The sequence below is a fragment of the Aeromonas bestiarum genome (assembly GCF_000819745.1).
GTDB lineage: Bacteria > Pseudomonadota > Gammaproteobacteria > Enterobacterales > Aeromonadaceae > Aeromonas > Aeromonas bestiarum.
Map to the genome: position 1 here is coordinate 76,914 of NZ_CDDA01000005.1, position 19,845 is coordinate 96,758.

Sequence of the window (19,845 nt, forward strand, 5' to 3'; positions counted from 1 at the left end):
CCCTGGTCCACATCATCCTCGGCATGCTGCCCGCCGTACTCATAGGTCTCGCCATTCACAGCTGGATCAAGGCCAACCTGTTCGGCCCGGAAACCGTGATGTATGCCCTGGTCGCCGGCGGCATCTTGCTGATCATCGCCGAGAAGTTTCGCCCGGCGGTACGCTCCGAGACCCTGGATGACATCAGCTACCAGCAGGCGTTTGGCATAGGCCTGTTCCAGTGCCTGGCGCTCTGGCCCGGCTTCTCCCGCTCCGGCGCCACCATCAGCGGCGGCATGCTGATGGGGATCAGTCGCCAGGCGGCGGCCGAGTTCTCCTTCATCCTAGCGGTGCCCATGATGGTGGCCGCCAGCGGACTGGATCTCTACAAGAGCCGCGACCTGCTCTCCATGGCCGACTTCCCCATGTTTGCGGTGGGCTTCGTCACCGCCTTCGTGGTCGCCATGATAGCGATCAAGACCTTCCTGGCGCTGATCCGTCGTCTCGACTTCATCCCGTTCGCCATCTACCGCTTCGTGGTGGCCTTCGCCGTCTACCTGGTATTCGTTGCCTGATCCGGCCGCGACACCATGAAAAAAGGGACCTGTCGGTCCCTTTTTCTATTGTTGCCCGTCCTCAATAGAGGCGATGGGTGATGCCGTTGAGCAGCCGCGACAGCCCCTTGGTGAACTGTACCGGCGCATCCTGCACCGTGTAGCAGAGGCAGCCGTCCGGGGTGTGCGGGCTGTGGGCATGGCTGGCATCGCGCCAGATGAAGTCCCCCGCCTGATAGCAGGTGTCGCCATCTTCGATGGTGCCTGCCAGCAGCAGGGTCAGCTCATAGCCCTGATGGGTGTGCTCGGGGATGCGGCCACCGGCTTCTATGTGCAGCAGGCTGGCGCGGGCCCCCAGCTCGTCCAGCGGCAGACTGTGCTGACGAATGGCGCCAATGTGACGCCACTTGGGGGCATGGTGACGCGCCAGCACCCTGGGCAAGCGGTATGACTGGCCCGCCACCTGCAACTCGGGCTGGGGGGGTGCCAACTGGCTGAGTGCTGCCGTCGTGGCTACCGGCTGCTGCAGTATGCCGGCCAGCATGGCATCGAGTGCCACCGGCATGCTCTCGCTCATCGTTGCCGGCTGATCTTCTGCCGGCTCCAGATACTGGCGAGCCAGTTCCTCTTCGCAGGCTCGCAGACTGGCAGCACACTCGGGGCAGAGCTCGCAATGGGCGGAGACACCGACCGCCAGCGGCAGGGGCAGCTCGTCGGCGGCGAAGGCGCGCAACATGGCGTGAGTCGGATGGGTTTTAATCATGGCCTTGCTCCACTTGCTCTTTCAATTTCTGTAATGCCAGTCTGAGGCGGGATTTGATGGTACCGAGCGGCACGCCGAGTCGCTCCGCCAGCTCCTGCTGGGAGAACTCCTGCAGATAGATGCCGCGCACCACCTGCTGTTGCGGCTCCGGCAGGGTGGCGAGGTAGTGCGCCATCTGGCGGGTCAGCACGGCATCCTCACCACCGCTCAGGTGCTCCTCTTCCGCCCTGAACTCCAGCATGGGCCACAGCTCCTCGGCGCAGAGATCCTCCTTGCTGGCGCGGCGGCGGCGCAGCATGTCGAAGCTCTGGTTGCGCATGACGGTGTAGATCCAGGTAGTCGGCGCCCCCTTCTCGGGGTGGTAGAGGCGGGCCTTCTGCCACACCAGCAGCATGGTCTCCTGCACCAGCTCCATGGCGTTGGCCTCGCTGCCGAGGTGACGCAACCCATAGCTGCGGATGCGCGGCGCGAAGTGGTGGAACAGGCGGGCGAAGGCGGCCTTGTCGGCCTGCTCGGCGACCCGGATGAGAAGAGACTTCAGATCGCCATCTGGATTGTCCATGGGGGGCGATATCCTGCGCTGAGTCGATTGGGGTTGGCCAGTATATGCCATTGCGCCATGCCTTGAATGTTGTGGTCATCACCATTACGCCGGGCGTGGCAAAAGGATCACAGGCGGGCCGCAAATTGGCACTCAATGGCTGGCAACCAGCAGGCCGCTCAGCAGGGAGAGCGCAGGCTGGTTGTCGTCCGCCGCCAGCAACCACTGCTTCTGTTCCACGGGAATGGGCAGCACCTCCAGCCAGCGCTGGGCCACCCAGCTGGCATCGTCCCAGTCGGGATCATGGTAGAGGGCCGCATATTCCGGGTAGTCGTTGAATACCTCCTGCAGTGCCCTGGCCAGTGAGTGCTGATCGGCATTGAGCCTGCCCGTCTGCCAGGGCGGCAGCAGCGCCACCTCGCCGACCCTCAGCCCGTCGGGCTCCTGCCACAGATCGACGATCCTGACCCGCTCCATGCCGAGCACGGTAATGCCCAGCAGACCGTCCGGCAGTTGATCGAAATCGATGATCCGCACCCGGGTGGCGATGGGGTACATGTTGCGCAGCGCATCGGGCTGGCGGGGGTCGAGCATGCAGAGCACGAAGCCCTGATCTCCCGCCTCGGCGATCATGCGCTGGTATCTGGGCTCGAAGATGCGCAGCGGCATGATGCCACCGGGCAGCAGGTGAGCCGAGAGGGGAAACAGCGCCAGTTTCATCAGGATATTCCTCTGTGGAAGATACCTGTTGATACGACCGCCGTGGACGGGCAGATCATTCAGACCGAGTTGGAATAAAAAAACCCTTAACAATCAGGGGAAAATAGCCTGGACAAGCCGCTTCGATATGCAGTAGAAATGGATAAGCACCATTTAATCCATTGAATATTCTGGATACTGGTGACAAATGCAGTGAAATATCCGCCCGACCAACTCCGGCGGGCCGTCCCTATAGTTTTCTCGGGCCGATGCGGGTAAAATTCACGCCCTTATATATCAGTCATTTTTCGACGCGCAACCTTGGTGGTCAGTTATGAAAGAGCATATTCATCATCTACTTGAACAAACGGTAGCCAATCTCAAGTCAGCGGGCGTGTTGCCGGCGGACCTGGAAGCCCGGGTGCAAGTAGACCGATGCAAGGAGAAGGCTCACGGTGACCTGGCCACCAACCTGGCCATGCTGCTGGCCAAACCGGCCCGCAAGAACCCCCGTGAGCTGGCCGCTGCCATCATAGAGCACCTGCCCGCCTCGGACCTGATCGCCAAGGTCGAGATCGCCGGCCCCGGCTTCATCAACTTCTTCTTCGACCAGCGCTGGCTGGCCGGCCAGGTGGAAGCCATGGTGACCTCTGCCAACGCCAACGTGAAGCTGCCGACCCCGCAAACAGTGGTGGTGGACTACTCGGCGCCGAACGTGGCCAAAGAGATGGCGGTGCACCACATCCGCTCTACCGTGCTCGGTGACGTAGCCGCCCGTGCCCTGGAATTCCTCGGCCACAAGGTGGTACGCGCCAACCATATCGGTGACTGGGGCACCCAGTTCGGCATGCTGATCGCCTATCTGGAGAAGATGGCCAACGAGCACGCCTCCGACATGGCGCTCAAGGATCTCGAAGCCTTCTACACCCAGGCCAAGCGTTGCTACGACGAAGACGAAGCCTTCGCCGAGCGTGCGCGTAACTACGTGGTCAAGCTGCAGGGTGGCGATGAATACTGCCGCACCATGTGGAAGAAGCTGGTCGACATGACCATGGAGCAGAACCAGATCAACTACGACCGCCTGAATGTCTCCCTGACCAACAAGGACATAATGGGCGAGTCCATGTACAACGACATGCTGCCGCAAATCGTCGATGACCTGAAAGCCCGCGGGCTGGCGGTCGAGAGCGAAGGGGCCACTGTCGTCTTCCTGGACGAATTCAAGAACAAGGATGGCGAGCCCATGGGCGTCATCATCCAGAAGAGCGATGGCGGCTTCCTCTACACCACCACCGACATCGCCTGTGCCAAATATCGTTACGAAACCCTGGGTGCCGACCGCGTCATGTACTTCATCGACTCCCGTCAGCACCAGCACCTGATGCAGGCCTGGACCATCACCCGCAAGGCGGGCTATGTGCCGGAATCCGTGCCGCTCGAGCACCACGCCTTCGGCATGATGCTGGGCAAGGATGGCCGTCCCTACAAGACCCGTTCCGGCGGCACCGTCAAGCTGGTCGATCTGCTCAACGAAGCCGAGGAGCGCGCGAGCGCCCTGCTGGAGAACCGCAACAGCGATCTCTCCGCCGCAGAGAAGGCCGAAGTGGTCCACGCCATCGCCATGGGTGCGGTCAAGTATGCGGATCTCTCCAAGAACCGCACCACAGACTACATCTTCGACTGGGACATGATGCTGTCGTTCGAAGGCAACACGGCCCCTTACCTGCAGTACGCCTACACCCGGATCCAGTCCATCTTCCGCAAGGCTGGTGTCAATGCCGAGACCCTGACCGGTACTGTGACCCTGAACGAGGAAGCCGAAGAGGTGCTGGCCCAGAAGCTGATCCAGTTCTCCGACGCGGTCAACGGCGTGGCGGACAAGGGCATGCCGCACCTGCTCTGTACCTATCTGTACGAGCTGTCCGGCAACTTCATGACCTTCTACGAAGCCTGCCCGATCAACAAGGATGGCGTCGACGAAGCCACCCGCCAGAGCCGTCTGCTGCTGTGCGCAGCCACCGCCAAGGTCCTGAAACTGGGTCTGGGCGTGCTGGGTATCCATACCCTGGAGCGCATGTAATAGATGGCAACCCGGGATTACGTCGGCAACAGCCCGAGAAGACGGGCCGGTGGTCGTAACACCAAGAAAGCGGCACCTCGCCGCTTTCCTGTTATCCCGGCACTGCTGGCCGGGGTGCTGCTGGCAGGGTTCGGCGGCTTCCTCTACATGATCAACGGCAAGGGCAGCGATGCCCCCACCATTGAAGAACAGGTCAAGGCCAACAAACCCAAGGCGCAGAACAACGGCTTGCCGCAGGAGAAGTGGAGCTATATCGAACGGCTGGAGAACAAGCAGGTCGATATCACTGAGCCGCCCCCCCAACCGGGTGTGCTGCCACCGCCCCCTGCCCAGACCCTGACCCTGCAGCCGGAGAAACTGCCGCAGCCGGTGCCGACCGACATTCCCCAGCCGGGAACGCCTATCGGCCAGGTGCAGCCCTACAAGCCGCAACCGGTTCAACCCGCCAAGCCAGCCCCAGTGGCCAGTGCCCAGGAGCAGGTGATCGACCGCAAGGCCGAGCGTGAGCGGATGGAGCGTGAACTGCGGGCCGAGCTGGAACGGGAGCGCGCCGAAGCCACCAGGGCTCAGGCAGCGACCCAGCCGGCGCAAACCGCAGCGGCGGACAGCGGTCGCTACATGATGCAGTGCGCCGCCCTGCGCTCGCAGGATTCTGCCGAGTCGCTCAAGGCACGTATCGCCTTCGGTGCCGGCCTCTCCTCCAGCCTGCAGGTGGTGAATGGCGCCAACGGCACCGTCTACAAGGTGATGGTGGGTCCCTTCAGCGGCAAGGCGGCCGTCGATGCGGCCAACCGCAAGCTGCAAGGCTCCGGCATCAGCGGCTGCATCCCCAAAAAGGGGTGACCGCCGCCAGCGGATGAGTGATCAGGGCCGGGTTGAAGACTCGGCCCTTTTCTTTTCTGCGTCACGCGTCTCAACGGCAGTCGACCCGTGGCGGATAATCAGCCAGGGTTGAAAAGCGCCAACCCCATCCCCATCTTTCTTGCCATGCACAGTCAGGCCGTTATTCGGCTCAAGCGAGGTAAGTAAAGTGACTACCATAGTTTCTGTCCGCCGCAACGGCCAAGTCGTGATAGGTGGTGATGGCCAGGTATCCCTCGGCAACACCGTCATGAAGGGCAACGCCCGCAAGGTTCATCGTCTCTATAACGGCAAGGTGCTGGCAGGTTTCGCCGGCGGCACCGCCGATGCCTTCACTCTGCTCGAGCGCTTCGAAGCCAAACTGCAGGCCCATCAGGGTAATCTGGAACGCGCCGCCGTGGCGCTGGCCAAAGACTGGCGCACCGATCGCGCCCTGCGCCGTCTCGAGGCCCTGCTGGCGGTCGCCGATGAAAACAAATCCTTCATCATCACAGGCAACGGTGACGTGGTGCAGCCGGAGCATGATCTGATCGCCATCGGCTCGGGCGGCAACTTCGCCCAGTCCGCCGCCACCGCCCTGCTGGAGAACACGGATCTCGACGCCAAGAGCATCGTCGAGAAGTCCCTCAAGATCGCGGGCGACATCTGCGTCTTCACCAACCAGCATCACACGGTCGAAGTGCTGAATTACGATCCGAAAGAAGCCGAGCCCAAGTAAGCCCCCCATTTGCAAGGGGTGGGCCCTGCCCGCCCCGGATACAGGAATGCCATCATGTCCGAGATGACCCCGAGAGAAATCGTCCACGAGCTGGACCGACACATCATTGGTCAGGCCGATGCCAAGCGTGCCGTCGCCGTCGCCCTGCGCAATCGCTGGCGCCGGATGCAGCTCGATGAAGAGATGCGCCACGAGGTGACCCCGAAAAACATCCTGATGATAGGCCCGACCGGGGTCGGCAAGACCGAGATCGCCCGTCGTCTGGCCAAGCTGGCCAACGCTCCCTTCATCAAGGTGGAAGCCACCAAGTTCACCGAGGTGGGCTATGTGGGCAAGGAAGTGGACAGCATCATCCGCGATCTGACCGACGTCGCCATCAAGCTGGTGCGCGAGACCGAGATGGAGAAGATGAAATACCGCGCCGAGGAAGCCGCCGAGGAGCGCATCCTCGACGCCCTGCTGCCCAACCCGCGCAACAGCTGGGGCGAGGAGGAGAAGGCCGACAACTCCAACACCCGCCAGATCTTCCGCAAGAAGCTGCGGGAAGGCCAGCTGGATGACAAGGAGATAGAACTCGAGCTGTCAGCCAGCCCCATGGGCGTCGACATCATGACCCCGCCGGGCATGGAAGAGATGGCCAGCCAGTTGCAGGGGCTGTTCCAGAACCTGGGTCAGAACCAGAAGAAGAAGCGCAAGATCAAGGTCAAAGAGGCCATGAAGGCGCTGATCGAAGAGGAAGCGGCCCGTCTGGTCAACCCGGAGGAACTGAAGCAGAAGGCTATCGCCGCGGTCGAGAACAACGGCATCGTCTTCCTCGACGAGATCGACAAGATCTGCAAGCGTGGCGAGAGCTCGGGCCCGGATGTCTCCCGCGAAGGGGTACAGCGCGACCTGCTGCCGCTGGTGGAAGGCTGCACCGTCAACACCAAGCACGGCATGGTCAAGACAGACCACATTCTGTTCGTCGCCTCCGGCGCCTTCCAGGTGGCCCGCCCGTCGGATCTCATCCCCGAGCTGCAGGGTCGCCTGCCGATCCGGGTCGAGCTGACCGCGCTCACCACGGATGACTTCGAGCGCATCCTGACCGAACCGAACGCCTCGCTCACCGATCAGTACCAGGCGCTGATGGCCACCGAAGGGGTCAAGATCGAGTTCACCAAGGATGGCATCCGCCGTCTGGCCGAAGCGGCCTGGCAGGTCAACGAGCGCACCGAGAACATAGGTGCCCGCCGCCTGCACACAGTGATGGAGCGGCTGATGGAAGACATCTCCTATGACGCCTCCGAGAGGTCCGGCGAGACCTTCACCATAGACGCCGACTACGTCAACGCCCACCTCGGGGCGCTGATCGAGGACGAGGATCTGAGCCGCTTTATCCTGTAAGCGCGCCCTACCGTCATCATTCAAGACGCCTCCCTTGCGGAGGCGTCTTCGTTTTCGGCTCCCCCCTGGATCGTTTCGACCGGCGCGCCACTGTGGCCTCTTCCCGTCAGCCAGATCGCGGCGCCAATCAGCAGGCCGCTCAGGGCAAAGCTGGTCTGCATGCCGAACACCAGATCCGCCGGCATGGCCGTGGCCAGGTTGGGCGTTCCCACCAGGGTGGCAAACAGGCCACCGAGTCCGGCCGCCCCCGTCAGCTGGCCCAGATTGCGCGACAGGGTCAGCAAGCCGGCCACGGCTCCCCGCGCCTGTTCGGTTGCCACCCCCACCACGGCGCTGTTGTTGGCGGTCTGGAACAGGGCATAGCCGGCGGTCAGCAGCAGTATGGGCAGCAGATAACCGAGCGGGCCATATCCGGCGCTCAGGGTGGCCAGCCCGAGGAGCGCGATCATCATGGCCATCAACCCCAGCCGAGCGACCCGGCGCGAACCTAACCTGTCCACCAGCCAGCCGGCAGGCATGCCCGTCAAGGCCGCCAGCAGGGGTCCGCCGGAGATCATGAGCCCGACCGTCGCCATGTCGAGCTCGAACACGCCGTGCAGGTAGAAGGGGCCGATCAGCAGGGTCAGCACCATGACGCTGGCCACCAGCGCACTGGCGAGCAGGCCACCCTTGAGCCGGGAGTCGGCCAGCAGTGCCAGCGGCAGCAGGGGGAAACGGGCACGGCGCTCGCGGCGAACGAACAAGGCAGTGCCAAGCAGTGCCCCCGCCCACCAGCCCAGCGCCGGGGTGCCCCCCGAGGTCAGCGCCAGCCCGTAGCAGAGCAGCGCCACCACCAGCATCGACAGGCTCGCCAGCGTCACCCTCTCTCTTTGTGGCAAAGCCCCCTCAGGTGGCAGACCGACCATGCCGGCACCCAGCGCCAGCAGGCTGACGGGTACCAGCAACAGGAAGGGGGCCTGCCAGCCAAACCCGCCGATCAGCAGGCCACCGAACGAGGGACCAAGGGCAGTGCCGCAGGCCGAGAGGGTACCGAGCAGCCCCATGCCCCGGCCACGCTGCGCCGCAGGTACAAGCTGCCCCACCATGGCCAGCGCCAGAGAGAGCATGCAGGCCGCACCGATCCCCTGCAGTACACGCGCCGCAATCAGCCAGCCTATGGTCGGCGCCAGGGCGCACAGCAGGGATGCCAGCGCAAACAGCGCCACGCCCCCCAGCAACAGGCGCCGCCGGCCAAACCTGTCGCCGAGCCGGCCGGCCACCAGGGTCAGGCAGGTGATCCCCAGCAGGTAGGCCACCAGCACCCACTGCAGGCTGGCGAAAGGGGCGGCAAACGCCTGTCCCAGCGCGGGCAGCGCCATGTTGGTCATGCTCCCCGCCAGCATGGGCAACAGGGTGGCGAGGCCGAGTGCCAGCAAGCCGGCACGGCGAACCCAGGGAGAGGGAATTATGCTGGGGTATGGCATGGGTGTGACCTCAAGCGAACCAGGATGACCACAAGGCTAGCCCTGACGCTGATCCGGCGGAAGACGCACGACATGCAGCTTATAGCTGCACAGCACGCCATATGAAGCCATGGATTCTCGCGTATGATGAGTCAACACACAGATATGATCGCCATCGGCTGATCACCCCGCATACCAGGCCGGCGAGGGCACGACCATGAGCACCCCTGATTTCAACCTGCTGATCACCCTGGATGCGCTGCTCGATGAGGGCAGCGTGGCCGGCGCCGCCAGACGGCTGCGTCTCAGCCCCTCCGCCATGAGCCGGGCGCTGGCCCGCCTGCGTGAGACGACCGGGGATCCGCTGCTGGTACGGGCGGGCCGGGGGCTGGTGCCCACGCCGCGCGCCCTGGCCCTGCGCGAGCGGGTCAGCCAGCTGGTGCAGGAGGCCGAGGCCGTGCTGCGCCCCCAGCAGGAGATAGATCCGGCCCATCTGGTACGCACCTTTCGCCTCAGATCCAGCGACGGTTTCGTGGAGAGTGTCGGGGCGGCGCTGCTGGCGCGGCTCGCCGCCGAGGCACCCGGGGTTCGGCTGCATTTCATGGCCAAGCCCGACAAGGAGAGCGGCCCCCTGCGCGGCGGTGAGCTGGATTTTGAAACCGGCGTGATCGGCACCAATACGGCACCCGAGCTGCATACCCAGGCGCTGCTCCAGGATCGCTTCGTCGCCGTGGTGCGGCCGGGCCATCCACTGTGCGAGGGGCCCCTGACCGCAGTCCGCTATGCCGCCGCCCGCCATGTGCTGGTGTCGCGGCGCGGGCAGGAGCACGGCCCCGTCGACGAGGCGCTCGCCGCCCTGAAGCTGGAGCGTGCCATCGCCACCCTGGTGCCGGGCTTTGCCACTGCGCTGGCCCTGGTGCGGGGCAGCGATCTGGTGGCGACCGTGCCCGCCCTGCACTGCGCCTCCCTGCACGCCGATCTGGTGACCCTGCCCCTGCCCTTCCCCTTGCCCGGGATCACCCTGGCACTGCTCTGGCACCCACGGCTGGACGCCGATCCGGCTCACCGCTGGCTGCGCACCCTCATCCGTGAAACCTGCGCCCGCGCCCCCTATCAGGCCATCCCGAAAGAGCGCTGATCTGCGCCGCCACAACCCTCAGCGCCATCCGGATGCCGCACAGTGAGAGCACCTCTGCCGAGGTGCTTTCTTTCATCATGCCTGGCCAGACGAGCCCCCCCTCTTTCCCCCCTTGCTCCATGACAACCAAAGCCCAGAATGCACCACTGGTATACCTATTTATATATAGCTTTGAATTGTATCGAATTACCCCTGAGGAGATATATAAATAGACACTTGATTTGCATCAATCGTCCCGTCCCTGCGACTGGGTAGCCTAGCCTCAGAATGATGTTTTATTACTCCAAACTAGAGGCAATCATGAGCAAAGTCAGGCTGGCCGTCATAGGGAACGGCATGGTGGGGCACCGCTTCATCGAAGAGTTGATCGAGCGGTCCGATCCGGACCGGTTCGAGATCACCGTCTTCGGTGCAGAACCGCGTCCCGCCTACGATCGTGTCCATCTCTCCTCCTACTTTTCCCACCACACCAGCGAAGATCTCTCCCTCGTCAAACCCGGTTTCTACGAGAAGCACGGCATCCGCCTGCTGCTCGGCGAAGCGGTGAAAAAAATCGACAGGGCGGCCCGCGAAGTGCACTCCAACAAGGGCACTGTGGTCGGCTACGACAAGCTGGTGCTGGCTACCGGCTCCTACCCCTGGGTGCCGCCTATTGCGGGCAGTCAGCACCACGAATGCTTCGTCTATCGCACCATTGAAGATCTGAAAGCCATCCGCAGCGCCGCCAAGAGTGGCAAGAACGGGGTGGTGATCGGTGGCGGTCTGCTCGGTCTGGAAGCGGCGGGGGCCCTCAAGGCGCTCGGCCTCGAGACCCACGTGGTGGAGTTTGCCCCGGTATTGATGGCGGAACAGCTCGACGGTCAGGGCGGCCAGCTGCTGCGTCGCAAGATCGAGTCCATGGGGGTGCAGGTTCACACCAGCAAGAGCACCAGCGAGATCCTGATGCACGGCGGCAAGGAGGCCAAACACCGCCTCGCCTTCGCCGACGGCAGCCAGCTGGAAGTGGATGTGGTGGTCTTCTCCACCGGCATACGCCCGCAGGACACCCTCGGCCGTTACTGTGAACTGGCCATCGCCGAGCGCGGCGGCGTAGCTGTCGACGATCACTGCCTCACCTCCGACCCCGACATCTATGCCATCGGCGAGTGCGCCGCCTGGCAGGGCCGCTTCTTCGGCCTGGTGGCGCCCGGCTACAAGATGGCCCAGATCACGGTCGACCACCTGCTCGGCGGCGACAGCCGTTTCGAAGGGGCGGATATGAGCGCCAAGCTCAAGCTGCTCGGCGTCTCCGTCGGCTCCATCGGCGATGCCCATGGCCGCACCCCCGGCAGCCACAGCTATGTGTTCCAGGACGATCAGGCCGGCGTCTACAAGCGTATCGTGGTGAGCGAAGACAACAGCCGTCTGCTCGGTGCCGTGCTGGTTGGCGATGTGGATGACTACGGCAACCTGCTGCAGCTGATGCTCAACGCCATGCCGCTGCCCGCCCACCCGGATACCCTGATCCTGCCCGCCTATGCCGGTGCCAAGCCGACCCTGGGGGTGGATGCCCTGCCGTCCACCGCCCAGATCTGCTCCTGCTTCGACGTCTCCAAGGGCGACATAGCCCAGGCGGTCGCCGAGGGCCACACCACCCTGGCCGCCATCAAGCAGCACACCAAGGCCGGTACCGGCTGCGGCGGCTGCGTGCCCCTCATCAGCCAGGTGCTCAACGCCGAATTGGTGAAGCAGGGCATAGAGGTCAACAACCACCTCTGCGCCCACTTCCCCCACTCCCGCCAGGAGCTGTTCCACCTGGTCAAGGTGGAAGGGATCAAGAGCTTCGACGAGCTGCTGGCCAAGCATGGTCACGGCTATGGCTGCGAGGTGTGCAAGCCCACGGTCGGCTCCATCCTCGCCTCCTGCTGGAACGGCTATGTGCTGAGCCCGCTCAATACCCAGCTGCAGGACACCAACGACATCTTCCTCGGCAACATGCAGAAGGACGGCAGCTACTCCGTCATCCCGCGCATGGCCGGTGGTGAAGTGACCCCGGAAGGCTTGCTGGCGGTGGCCGAAGTGGCCCGCGACTACCAGCTCTACACCAAGATCACCGGTGCCCAGCGCATCGGCCTGTTCGGCGCCCAGAAAGACGATCTGCCCGCCATCTGGCGCAAGTTGCTGGCCGCCGGCTTCGAGACCGGTCAGGCCTACGCCAAGGCACTGCGCATGGCCAAGACCTGCGTCGGCAGCACCTGGTGCCGCTTCGGGGTGCAGGACAGCGTCGGCCTCGGGGTTTTCCTCGAGAACCGCTACAAGGGCATCCGCACCCCCCACAAGATGAAGTTCGGTGTCTCCGGCTGTACCCGCGAATGCGCGGAAGCCCAGGGCAAGGACGTCGGCATCATAGCCACGGACGCGGGCTGGAACCTCTATGTGGGCGGTAACGGCGGGATGAAACCGCGCCACGCCGACCTGCTGGCCTCCGACCTGGATCGGGAGACCCTCATCAAGCTGATCGACCGCTTTATGATGTTCTACGTCACCAGCGCCGACAAACTGCAGCGCACCTCGGTCTGGCTCGGCAACCTGGAAGGGGGCGTCGACTACCTGCGCGAGGTGATAGTCGACGACAAGCTGGGATTGAATGCCACCCTGGAACGCGACATCCAGGTGCTGATCGACAGCTACGAGTGCGAGTGGTCCCGCACCCTGAATGAAGAGGATCAGCTCAAGCGCTTCAGCCACTTCATCAACAGCGACAAGCGTGACCCGGACGTGCAGTTCGTCACCGAACGCGACCAGCACAGACCGGCCACTCCAGCAGAGCGCGAAGGTGAACAGCACAGACCGGATACCTCAGCTCCGGCCGAGCGCATTCCCGTCTATCAGATCGAAGTGGAGGCAAAGTGATGAAATTAGCCTGTCAACTCAATGACATATTTCCAGGCACCGGCGTCTGCGCCCTGATCGAAGGACGCCAGATCGCGCTGTTCCGCCCGAGCGACGCGGCCGAGGTGTTCGCCATCGACAACCGGGACCCCTTCTTCGCCGCCAACGTGTTGTCGCGCGGCATCATCTGCGAACACGAGGGTGAGCTCTGGGTCGCCAGCCCGCTCAAGAAGCAGCACTTTCGCCTGAGCGACGGCCACTGTCTCGAAAACGCAGCCATGTCGGTGCAGAGCTACCCAGTCGAAGTGCGCGACCAGCAAGTCTGGGTCGCCGTCTAATTCCATGAATATCGGGGCTGCCCGCAGGCAGCCCCCTACAAGAGAACCAACATGTATACCGAGACCATCAACAAGTGCGCCGCCAATGCGGCCCGCATCAACCGCTTCGAGCGCAGCGACAAGCTGGGCTTCTGGCTCAGCTCCGCCATGGCCGGGGCCTATGTGGGCCTGGGCATCATACTCATCTTCACCCTGGGCAACCTGGTCGACCCCAGCATTCGCCCGCTGGTGATGGGGGCCACCTTCGGCATAGCCCTGACCCTGGTTGTCATCGCCGGCTCCGAGCTGTTCACCGGCCATACCATGTTCCTCACCTTCGGGGTGAAGACGGGAAAAATTACCATGGCCGATCTGCTGCGCATCCTGCCCCAGACCTGGGCCGGCAACCTGCTCGGCTCCATAGCAGTGGCGCTGATCTACTCCTACGGCGGTAGCCTGCTGCCGGACGCGGGCAGCCTGGCCCACAAGGTGGCGCTGGCCAAGACCCAGGCACCGGCGCTGACCCTGTTCATGAAGGGCGTGCTGTGCAACTGGCTGGTCTGCCTCGCTATCTGGATGGCGCTGCGCACCGAGGGTGCCGCCAAGTTCATCGCCATCTGGTGGTGCCTGCTGGCCTTCATCGCCTCCGGCTACGAGCACTCGGTCGCCAACATGACCCTGTTCGCCCTCTCCTGGTTCGGTGCCCATTCCGAGGCCTACACCCTGGGTGGCATCGGCCACAACCTGCTGTGGGTGACCCTCGGCAACACCGTCTCCGGCGCCCTCTTCATGGGCCTCGGCTACTGGTATGCCACCCCCAAGGCTGAGCGCCCGGTCGCGGTGAACGAGACCACCACCACTGCCAGCCAGACCCAAACCGCCTGATCAGGAGGCCCCATGGACTACTTGCCCATCTTTTGCCGACTCGACAACAAACCCGTGCTGCTGGTCGGCGGCGGCGAGGTAGCGGAGCGCAAAGCGCGCCTGCTGCTGGATGCCGGTGCCCACCTCACCGTGGTCGCCCCCGAGCTCGACCCCGAGCTGGCGGAACTGGCTGCCAACGGCAGCATCGAGTGGCTGGCCGGTGAATTCGCGCCGGCACAACTGACGGGCAAGTGGCTGGTGGTGGCCGCCACCGATCGGCGCGAGGTGAACGCCCTGGTCTACCAGAGCGCCAATCAGGCGCGGATCTTTGCCAACGTGGTGGATGACCCGAAACGCTCCAGCTTCATCATGCCGTCGATCATCGACCGCTCGCCGCTGATGGTGGCCATCTCCTCCGGCGGCAAGGCCCCGGTGCTGGCCCGCTTGCTGCGGGAAAAACTCGAAGCCCTGCTGCCGCAACATCTGGGCGCCATGGCGGCCTTCGCCGGCAGCCTGCGGGAGCGGGTCAAGGCACGCTTCGCCAGCATGGGCGAGCGGCGCCGCTTCTGGGAACGGCTGCTCGGGGCGGATCGGCTCGGGCAGGCGCTGGCACGGGGTGACAAGGCCTCGGCCAACCAGCTGGCCGACGCTCTGTTTGCCGAGGATGCCGCGGCCAAGGGGGAAGTGATCCTGGTGGGCGCAGGCCCGGGCGATCCCGGTCTGCTCACCCTGCACGCCCTGCGCCAGATGCAGCAGGCGGACGTGGTGGTCCATGACCGTCTGGTCTCCGACGAGGTGATGGCGCTGGTCAGACGGGACGCCAAACGCATCTTCGTCGGCAAGCAGGCGGGCAACCACTGCGTGCCCCAGGAGGGCATCAACCAACTCTTGCTGGATGAGGCTAAAAAAGGGCAACGGGTGGTACGGCTGAAGGGGGGTGACCCCTTCATCTTCGGCCGTGGCGGCGAGGAGCTGGAGACGCTGGTCGGCAGCGGCATCGGCTTCCAGGTGGTGCCGGGGATCACGGCGGCGAGCGGCTGCGCCGCCTACGCCGGCATTCCGCTGACCCACCGCGATCATGCCCAGAGCGTGCGCTTCGTCACCGCCCACGGCAAGGGCGGCACCCAGGATCTCGACTGGCCCCTGCTGGCCCGGGATCAGCAGACGCTGGTGTTCTATATGGGACTCTCAAGCTGCGCCACCATCCGTGAGCAGCTGATGGCCCACGGCAAGGGCGGCGCCACCCCGGTGGCGCTGATCGAGCGCGGCACCCAACCTAGCCAGCGGGTCATCCGCGGCACGCTCGACCAGCTGCCTGAGCTGGCCGTCGGGGTAGAGAGTCCGGCTCTCATCATGGTGGGATCCGTGGTCACCCTGGCCGACCAGCTCGCCTGGTTCGGTCAGACTGGTGCCCCCTCGCAGGCCGCCGCACTGGCCTGAGCCGGCCGTCAGCCTCGCCATTGAGACCGTCACCACCATGGTGGCGGTTTTTTTATCCGCACTTACCGCATTCATGGTCATAACCTCTTGTTTTGAGTCTGGTATCCTATGGGGAAGGTCATCCGGCCAACCGAATTCAGGAATTCTGTTTCATGTCTCTCCCCTTCAAGAACAGCGCCAAGCAGCGTGAACAAGACAGATCGCGCATTCTCACCCTGCTGCTGGCCGATGATGCCCTCACCGACAGCCTGCTGGATCCGCAGACGGTACAGGATGCCGAGCTGCGGGATCAGACCAGCGAGCTGACGCGACTGGTCAACAGCCTGCCGGCCGCCGACATCGCCGATGCGCTGGAATCCCTGCCACCGGACGAGCGCCACGTGCTCTGGCAGCAAGTAGACCCGGAGAAACATGGCCAGGTGCTGGTCGAGGCCTCGGAGACTGTGTGGGACAGCCTGATCAGCGGCATGAGCGACAAGGCGCTGCTGCACGCCCTGCGCACCCTGGACATAGACGATCAGATCTATCTGGGTCAATACCTGCCCCGCAACCTGATGGGCCGGCTGCTCACCTCCATGGCGCCCCCCCAGCGCGACCAGGTAAGGGAGGTGATCCGCTACGGCAAGCACACGGTCGGCGCCATGATGGACTTCGAGCTCATCACGGTACGCGCCGAGGTAAGCCTGGCGACCGTGCAGCGCTACCTGCGCCTGCGCGGCAAGATCCCCGTCAACACCGACAAGCTGTTCGTCATCGACAGGCGCAACCGGCTGCAGGGGGAGCTGCCGCTCACCACTGTGCTGCTGCACAAGCCGGCGACTCTGGTCGGCGAGGTGATGGAGCGGGATCCTGTCACCTTCGATCCGGAGGACAACGACGAGGCTGCGGCCCGAACCTTCGAGCGGGACGACCTGGTCTCCGCCGCCGTCATCGACGGCCGCGGCAAGCTGATGGGCCGCCTCACAGTCGCCGAGGTGGTGGATCTGGTGTATGAGGAGAGCGACACGGATCTGCGCCGCATGGGGGGGATCAGCGAAGATGAAGACGTATTCGCGCCTGTCAACAAGGCGGTCAAAACCCGCTGGGCCTGGCTCGCCATCAACCTCTGTACCGCCTTCGTGGCCTCCCGCGTCATAGGCCTGTTCGAGCACACCATATCGCAACTGGTGGCGCTGGCGGCCCTGATGCCAATCGTCGCGGGGATCGGCGGCAACACGGGCAACCAGACCATCACCATGATAGTGCGGGCGCTGGCGCTGCAGCACATACAGGCGGGCAACGTCTCCTTCCTGCTGTGGCGCGAGCTGGGGGTGGCACTGATCAACGGTCTGGTGTGGGGCGGTACCATGGGGCTGGCCACCTATGCCCTCTATCAGGATGCGGCGCTGGGCGCCGTGATGACGCTGGCCATGATGATCAACCTGCTGGTCGCCGCCCTGATGGGGGTCATCATCCCCATGACGATGTCGCGTCTCGGCCGGGATCCGGCGATCGGTGCCAGCGTGATGATCACCGCCATCACGGATACCGGCGGCTTCTTCATCTTCCTCGGGCTGGCGACCCTGTTCCTCATCTAGTAGGGGCCAGTCGTCTCGATGAAAAAGGGAGCCTGCACGGCTCCCTTTTTGCTGTTCCAGGGGTCTGGCCGCTAGACCCGATACTTGGCCACCGCCTGGTTGAGCAACTTGGCCTGCTCGGTCAGGCCCTGGCTGGACTTGGCATTCTCCTCCGCCATCAGGCTCGACTCCTGGGCTATGTCGCGGATGTTGTTGACGTTGCGGTTCACCTCGTTGGCCACCAGGCTCTGCTGCTCGATGGCCGCGGCTATCTGGGTGCTCATGTCCATGATGTGGGTGACATCCTGGGTGATCTGCCCCAGCAGCTCGCCCGCCGTGCTGGCCTGCTCCGAGCTGCTGTTGCCCTGCTCGCGACAGGTCGCCATCATGCCCACTATGCTGCCGGTCTGCTTCTGCAGCGAGCTGATGATGCCGGCTATCTCCTGGGTCGACTTCTGGGTGCGGATGGCAAGGCTGCGCACCTCGTCCGCCACCACCGCAAAACCACGGCCCTGATCCCCAGCCCGCGCCGCCTCGATGGCCGCATTGAGCGCCAGCAGGTTGGTCTGCTCGGCGATGCCGCGGATCACGTCCAGCACGGAGCCTATGGTCTCGCTCTCTTTCTGCAGTTGGGCCACCTCCTGGGAGGAGCTCTCCAGATTGCCGGCCAGCGAGCGGATCTGGCGAACCGTGTTCTCGACTGCGGTGCGCCCCTCCATCGCCTTGTTGTTGGTGGCCTGGGCATTGTTGGCGGCCTGCTCTGTGTTGCGGGCTATCTCCTCTATGGTGGAGCCCATCTCGGTGGAGGCCGTCGCCACCATGTCGGTTTCCTGCAACTGGCGTGACGCCCCCTCGCTGGTGCGCCTGACGTTGCTGGAGAGGTGATCCGCCGCCTCGGTCAGGGTATGCACGCTCTGCTTCACATCGCCGATCAGATGGCGAAAGCCCCCCAGCATCACGTCCAGATTGCCTGCCAGCTGGGCCATCTCGTCGGCTCCTTGCAGCTCGATCTTGAGGCGCAGGTCGTTGTCCTGGCGGATGCGGTTGACTGTATCGTTCACCCGCGAGATGGGCCTGTCTATGCTACGGCCCAGCAAGATGCTCATGATGCCGATCAGCACTATGATCACGCCGCCGCAGACCAGCATCAGGCTGTTGAGGCGCGAGGTCTGCCGCACCAGTTCGTCGGCTATGTGCTGACCGAGGGCGGTGAAGCCCTGCTCGGTCTGATGCACCAAGTCCCGCATCTGGTTGCGCAGCCCCTCATCCTCTTTCAGCCCCAGCACCTGCATGCCCTCCACCAGGGCGACGAAGTCCTGCCGATACTGCAGGCTGGCCTGTTCCAGCTTGCCGCGGTCCGCCTCCGGCAGCGTCGCCAGGCTCTCCTGGAAGCTCTTGTGCAAGGTCTGGAAACGCTCCAGATACTGGATGTCGGAGCGCAGCATGAAGTCTTTCTCCGCCCGCCTCAGTTGCAGCATTGTGATGATCAACCCCTGCTGATCCAGCTGCTTGAGCCCCTCCTCGACCTGATGCACAGCCGCCCTCAGACGGCCGTAGAGACCATCTTCCGGCCCCAGCCCTATGGTCTGCTGCTGCGCCACCAGATCGTTGAAGGCCTTGCCATAGGCCCCCATCTGCTGATCCAGCCGGGCCAGCTCGCCGTTCACGGCCCTCAGGTTGTCATCGGCACTCAAGGTCTGGTCCAGCTTGTGAAAATCGGCAAGCCCCTGGTTGAAGCGATCGACGAAGGCCAAATCCTTGCGGATCAGGAAATCCTTCTCGGCCCGCCGCAGGTTCAGCATGGCAATCTCGAGCGCATCCACGTTGCGCTGAGCCTCGGTCAGGTGGCGACTCACCTGACTGGAGTAGAGAAACAAACCGCTCAGCACCAGCATGGCAATGGCCACCAGCACTGTGTTCAGGATCAACTTATGACGGATCAGCACGATGGACCTCTCACGAACAGGGAATGAACTGCATTGAGCTTATGCAGAAAACGCCATCCCTGTTGTTGTTCAAGGAATATTCATTGAAATGCCAGTCCCACTCCTTATACTGGATCCCACCTGTTTCCAGCCGTGGATTTGACACTATGGAATACAACACTTCAGAACTGTGCGACATCTATCAGGACATGGTGGATGTGCTCGAACCCATGCTCTGCTCCTTCGGCGGCCGCGCCTCTTTCGGCGGCGTCATCACCACAGTCAAATGCTTCGAATCGAATGGCCTGATCCGTGAACTCGTCAAAGAGAACGGCGTCGGCCGCGTGCTGCTGATCGATGGCGGTGGCTCCATGCGCCGCGCCCTGATCGACAGCGAGATCGCCACTACGGCAGCCGAGAACGAGTGGGAAGGCATCGTCTGCTACGGCTGCGTGCGCGAAGTCGACATCCTGGAAGATCTGGATATCGGCATTCAGGCACTGGCCGCCATTCCGGTGGGCGCCGACAGCAAGGACGTGGGGGAGACGGATCTGCCGGTCAACTTCGGTGGCGTCACCTTCCTGCCGGATGATCATCTCTACGCAGACACCACAGGGGTGATCCTCTCCCCTGAGGCGCTCGATATCGAGTAAGCCGCAACCTGAGTTGTGACGATGGGAGCCTTGGCTCCCATTTTTTATGGCTGCAACTTGC

At 63.7% G+C, this 19,845-nt stretch carries 17 protein-coding genes; 12 read left to right on the forward strand and 5 right to left on the reverse strand.

Translation table 11 applies throughout. The features are described from left to right. Positions 1 to 554, forward strand: a 554-nt coding sequence (locus BN1118_RS01075; protein WP_043554182.1) for an undecaprenyl-diphosphate phosphatase, incomplete at its 5' end; no start/stop codon positions are given. A 61-nt stretch (positions 555 to 615) separates the two neighbouring features. Here the strand turns inward: BN1118_RS01075 and BN1118_RS01080 are convergent. The 3 genes from BN1118_RS01080 to BN1118_RS01090 form a co-directional block, all read right to left on the reverse strand. Beyond that, positions 616 to 1,296 carry a ChrR family anti-sigma-E factor gene (locus tag BN1118_RS01080; RefSeq protein WP_043554184.1) on the reverse strand — a complete coding sequence of 227 codons (681 nt, stop codon included), beginning with the start codon at positions 1,294 to 1,296 and terminating at the stop codon, positions 616 to 618. Continuing rightward, entirely contained in the window at positions 1,289 to 1,858 is a 570-nt protein-coding gene (locus tag BN1118_RS01085; protein ID WP_042035936.1) for a sigma-70 family RNA polymerase sigma factor, read from the reverse strand. Before BN1118_RS01085 ends, BN1118_RS01080 begins: the two co-directional genes overlap by 8 nt. A 132-nt stretch (positions 1,859 to 1,990) precedes the next feature. Next, complete coding sequence (locus BN1118_RS01090; protein ID WP_043142757.1) at positions 1,991 to 2,557, reverse strand: LON peptidase substrate-binding domain-containing protein; 567 nt, start codon at positions 2,555 to 2,557, stop codon at positions 1,991 to 1,993. 313 nt (positions 2,558 to 2,870) lie between these two features. On the opposite strand from BN1118_RS01090, the gene argS reads away from it, so the two are divergent. The 4 genes from argS (at position 2,871) to hslU (ending at position 7,578) form a co-directional block, all read left to right on the forward strand. Continuing rightward, a complete protein-coding gene (gene argS / locus BN1118_RS01095) occupies positions 2,871 to 4,616 on the forward strand; it encodes an arginine--tRNA ligase (protein WP_043142759.1) in 1,746 nt (581 codons plus the stop codon). A 3-nt stretch (positions 4,617 to 4,619) separates the two neighbouring features. Continuing rightward, positions 4,620 to 5,459 carry an SPOR domain-containing protein gene (locus BN1118_RS01100; protein ID WP_043554185.1) on the forward strand — a complete coding sequence of 280 codons (840 nt, stop codon included), beginning with the start codon at positions 4,620 to 4,622 and terminating at the stop codon, positions 5,457 to 5,459. 187 nt (positions 5,460 to 5,646) lie between these two features. Further along, a complete protein-coding gene (hslV, locus tag BN1118_RS01105) occupies positions 5,647 to 6,195 on the forward strand; it encodes an ATP-dependent protease subunit HslV (RefSeq protein WP_043142765.1) in 549 nt (182 codons plus the stop codon). Positions 6,196 to 6,249: 54 nt separating this feature from the next. Further along, positions 6,250 to 7,578 carry an HslU--HslV peptidase ATPase subunit gene (hslU, locus tag BN1118_RS01110; RefSeq protein ID WP_043554186.1) on the forward strand — a complete coding sequence of 443 codons (1,329 nt, stop codon included), beginning with the start codon at positions 6,250 to 6,252 and terminating at the stop codon, positions 7,576 to 7,578. Positions 7,579 to 7,598: 20 nt separating this feature from the next. On the opposite strand, the gene BN1118_RS01115 is transcribed toward hslU, so the two are convergent. Beyond that, complete coding sequence (locus BN1118_RS01115; RefSeq protein WP_052449141.1) at positions 7,599 to 9,041, reverse strand: MFS transporter; 1,443 nt, start codon at positions 9,039 to 9,041, stop codon at positions 7,599 to 7,601. A gap of 196 nt (positions 9,042 to 9,237) precedes the next feature. On the opposite strand from BN1118_RS01115, the gene BN1118_RS01120 reads away from it, so the two are divergent. The 6 genes from BN1118_RS01120 (at position 9,238) to mgtE (ending at position 17,227) form a co-directional block, all read left to right on the forward strand. Continuing rightward, positions 9,238 to 10,158 carry a LysR family transcriptional regulator gene (locus BN1118_RS01120; protein ID WP_043554187.1) on the forward strand — a complete coding sequence of 307 codons (921 nt, stop codon included), beginning with the start codon at positions 9,238 to 9,240 and terminating at the stop codon, positions 10,156 to 10,158. A 300-nt stretch (positions 10,159 to 10,458) separates the two neighbouring features. Continuing rightward, positions 10,459 to 13,050, forward strand: a complete 2,592-nt coding sequence (gene nirB / locus BN1118_RS01125) for a nitrite reductase large subunit NirB (protein ID WP_043554189.1) — start codon at positions 10,459 to 10,461, stop codon at positions 13,048 to 13,050. Next, positions 13,050 to 13,367 (forward strand): nitrite reductase small subunit NirD, encoded by a 318-nt coding sequence (gene nirD / locus BN1118_RS01130; protein WP_043554191.1) that lies wholly within the window; start codon positions 13,050 to 13,052, stop codon positions 13,365 to 13,367. Before nirB ends, nirD begins: the two co-directional genes overlap by 1 nt. 51 nt (positions 13,368 to 13,418) lie before the next feature. After that, positions 13,419 to 14,231 (forward strand): nitrite transporter NirC, encoded by an 813-nt coding sequence (gene nirC, locus BN1118_RS01135; protein WP_043554193.1) that lies wholly within the window; start codon positions 13,419 to 13,421, stop codon positions 14,229 to 14,231. Between the two features lie 12 nt (positions 14,232 to 14,243). Next, complete coding sequence (cysG, locus tag BN1118_RS01140) at positions 14,244 to 15,650, forward strand: siroheme synthase CysG (RefSeq protein ID WP_043554195.1); 1,407 nt, start codon at positions 14,244 to 14,246, stop codon at positions 15,648 to 15,650. A 152-nt stretch (positions 15,651 to 15,802) separates the two neighbouring features. Beyond that, positions 15,803 to 17,227, forward strand: a complete 1,425-nt coding sequence (gene mgtE, locus BN1118_RS01145) for a magnesium transporter (protein ID WP_043554196.1) — start codon at positions 15,803 to 15,805, stop codon at positions 17,225 to 17,227. A 71-nt stretch (positions 17,228 to 17,298) separates the two neighbouring features. Here mgtE and BN1118_RS01150 read toward each other — a convergent pair whose 3' ends face one another. Beyond that, positions 17,299 to 19,152, reverse strand: a complete 1,854-nt coding sequence (locus BN1118_RS01150) for a methyl-accepting chemotaxis protein (RefSeq protein ID WP_043554197.1) — start codon at positions 19,150 to 19,152, stop codon at positions 17,299 to 17,301. Positions 19,153 to 19,298: 146 nt separating this feature from the next. On the opposite strand from BN1118_RS01150, the gene rraA reads away from it, so the two are divergent. Continuing rightward, entirely contained in the window at positions 19,299 to 19,784 is a 486-nt protein-coding gene (gene rraA / locus BN1118_RS01155; protein WP_021138460.1) for a ribonuclease E activity regulator RraA, read from the forward strand. Positions 19,785 to 19,845: the final 61 nt, after the last annotated feature.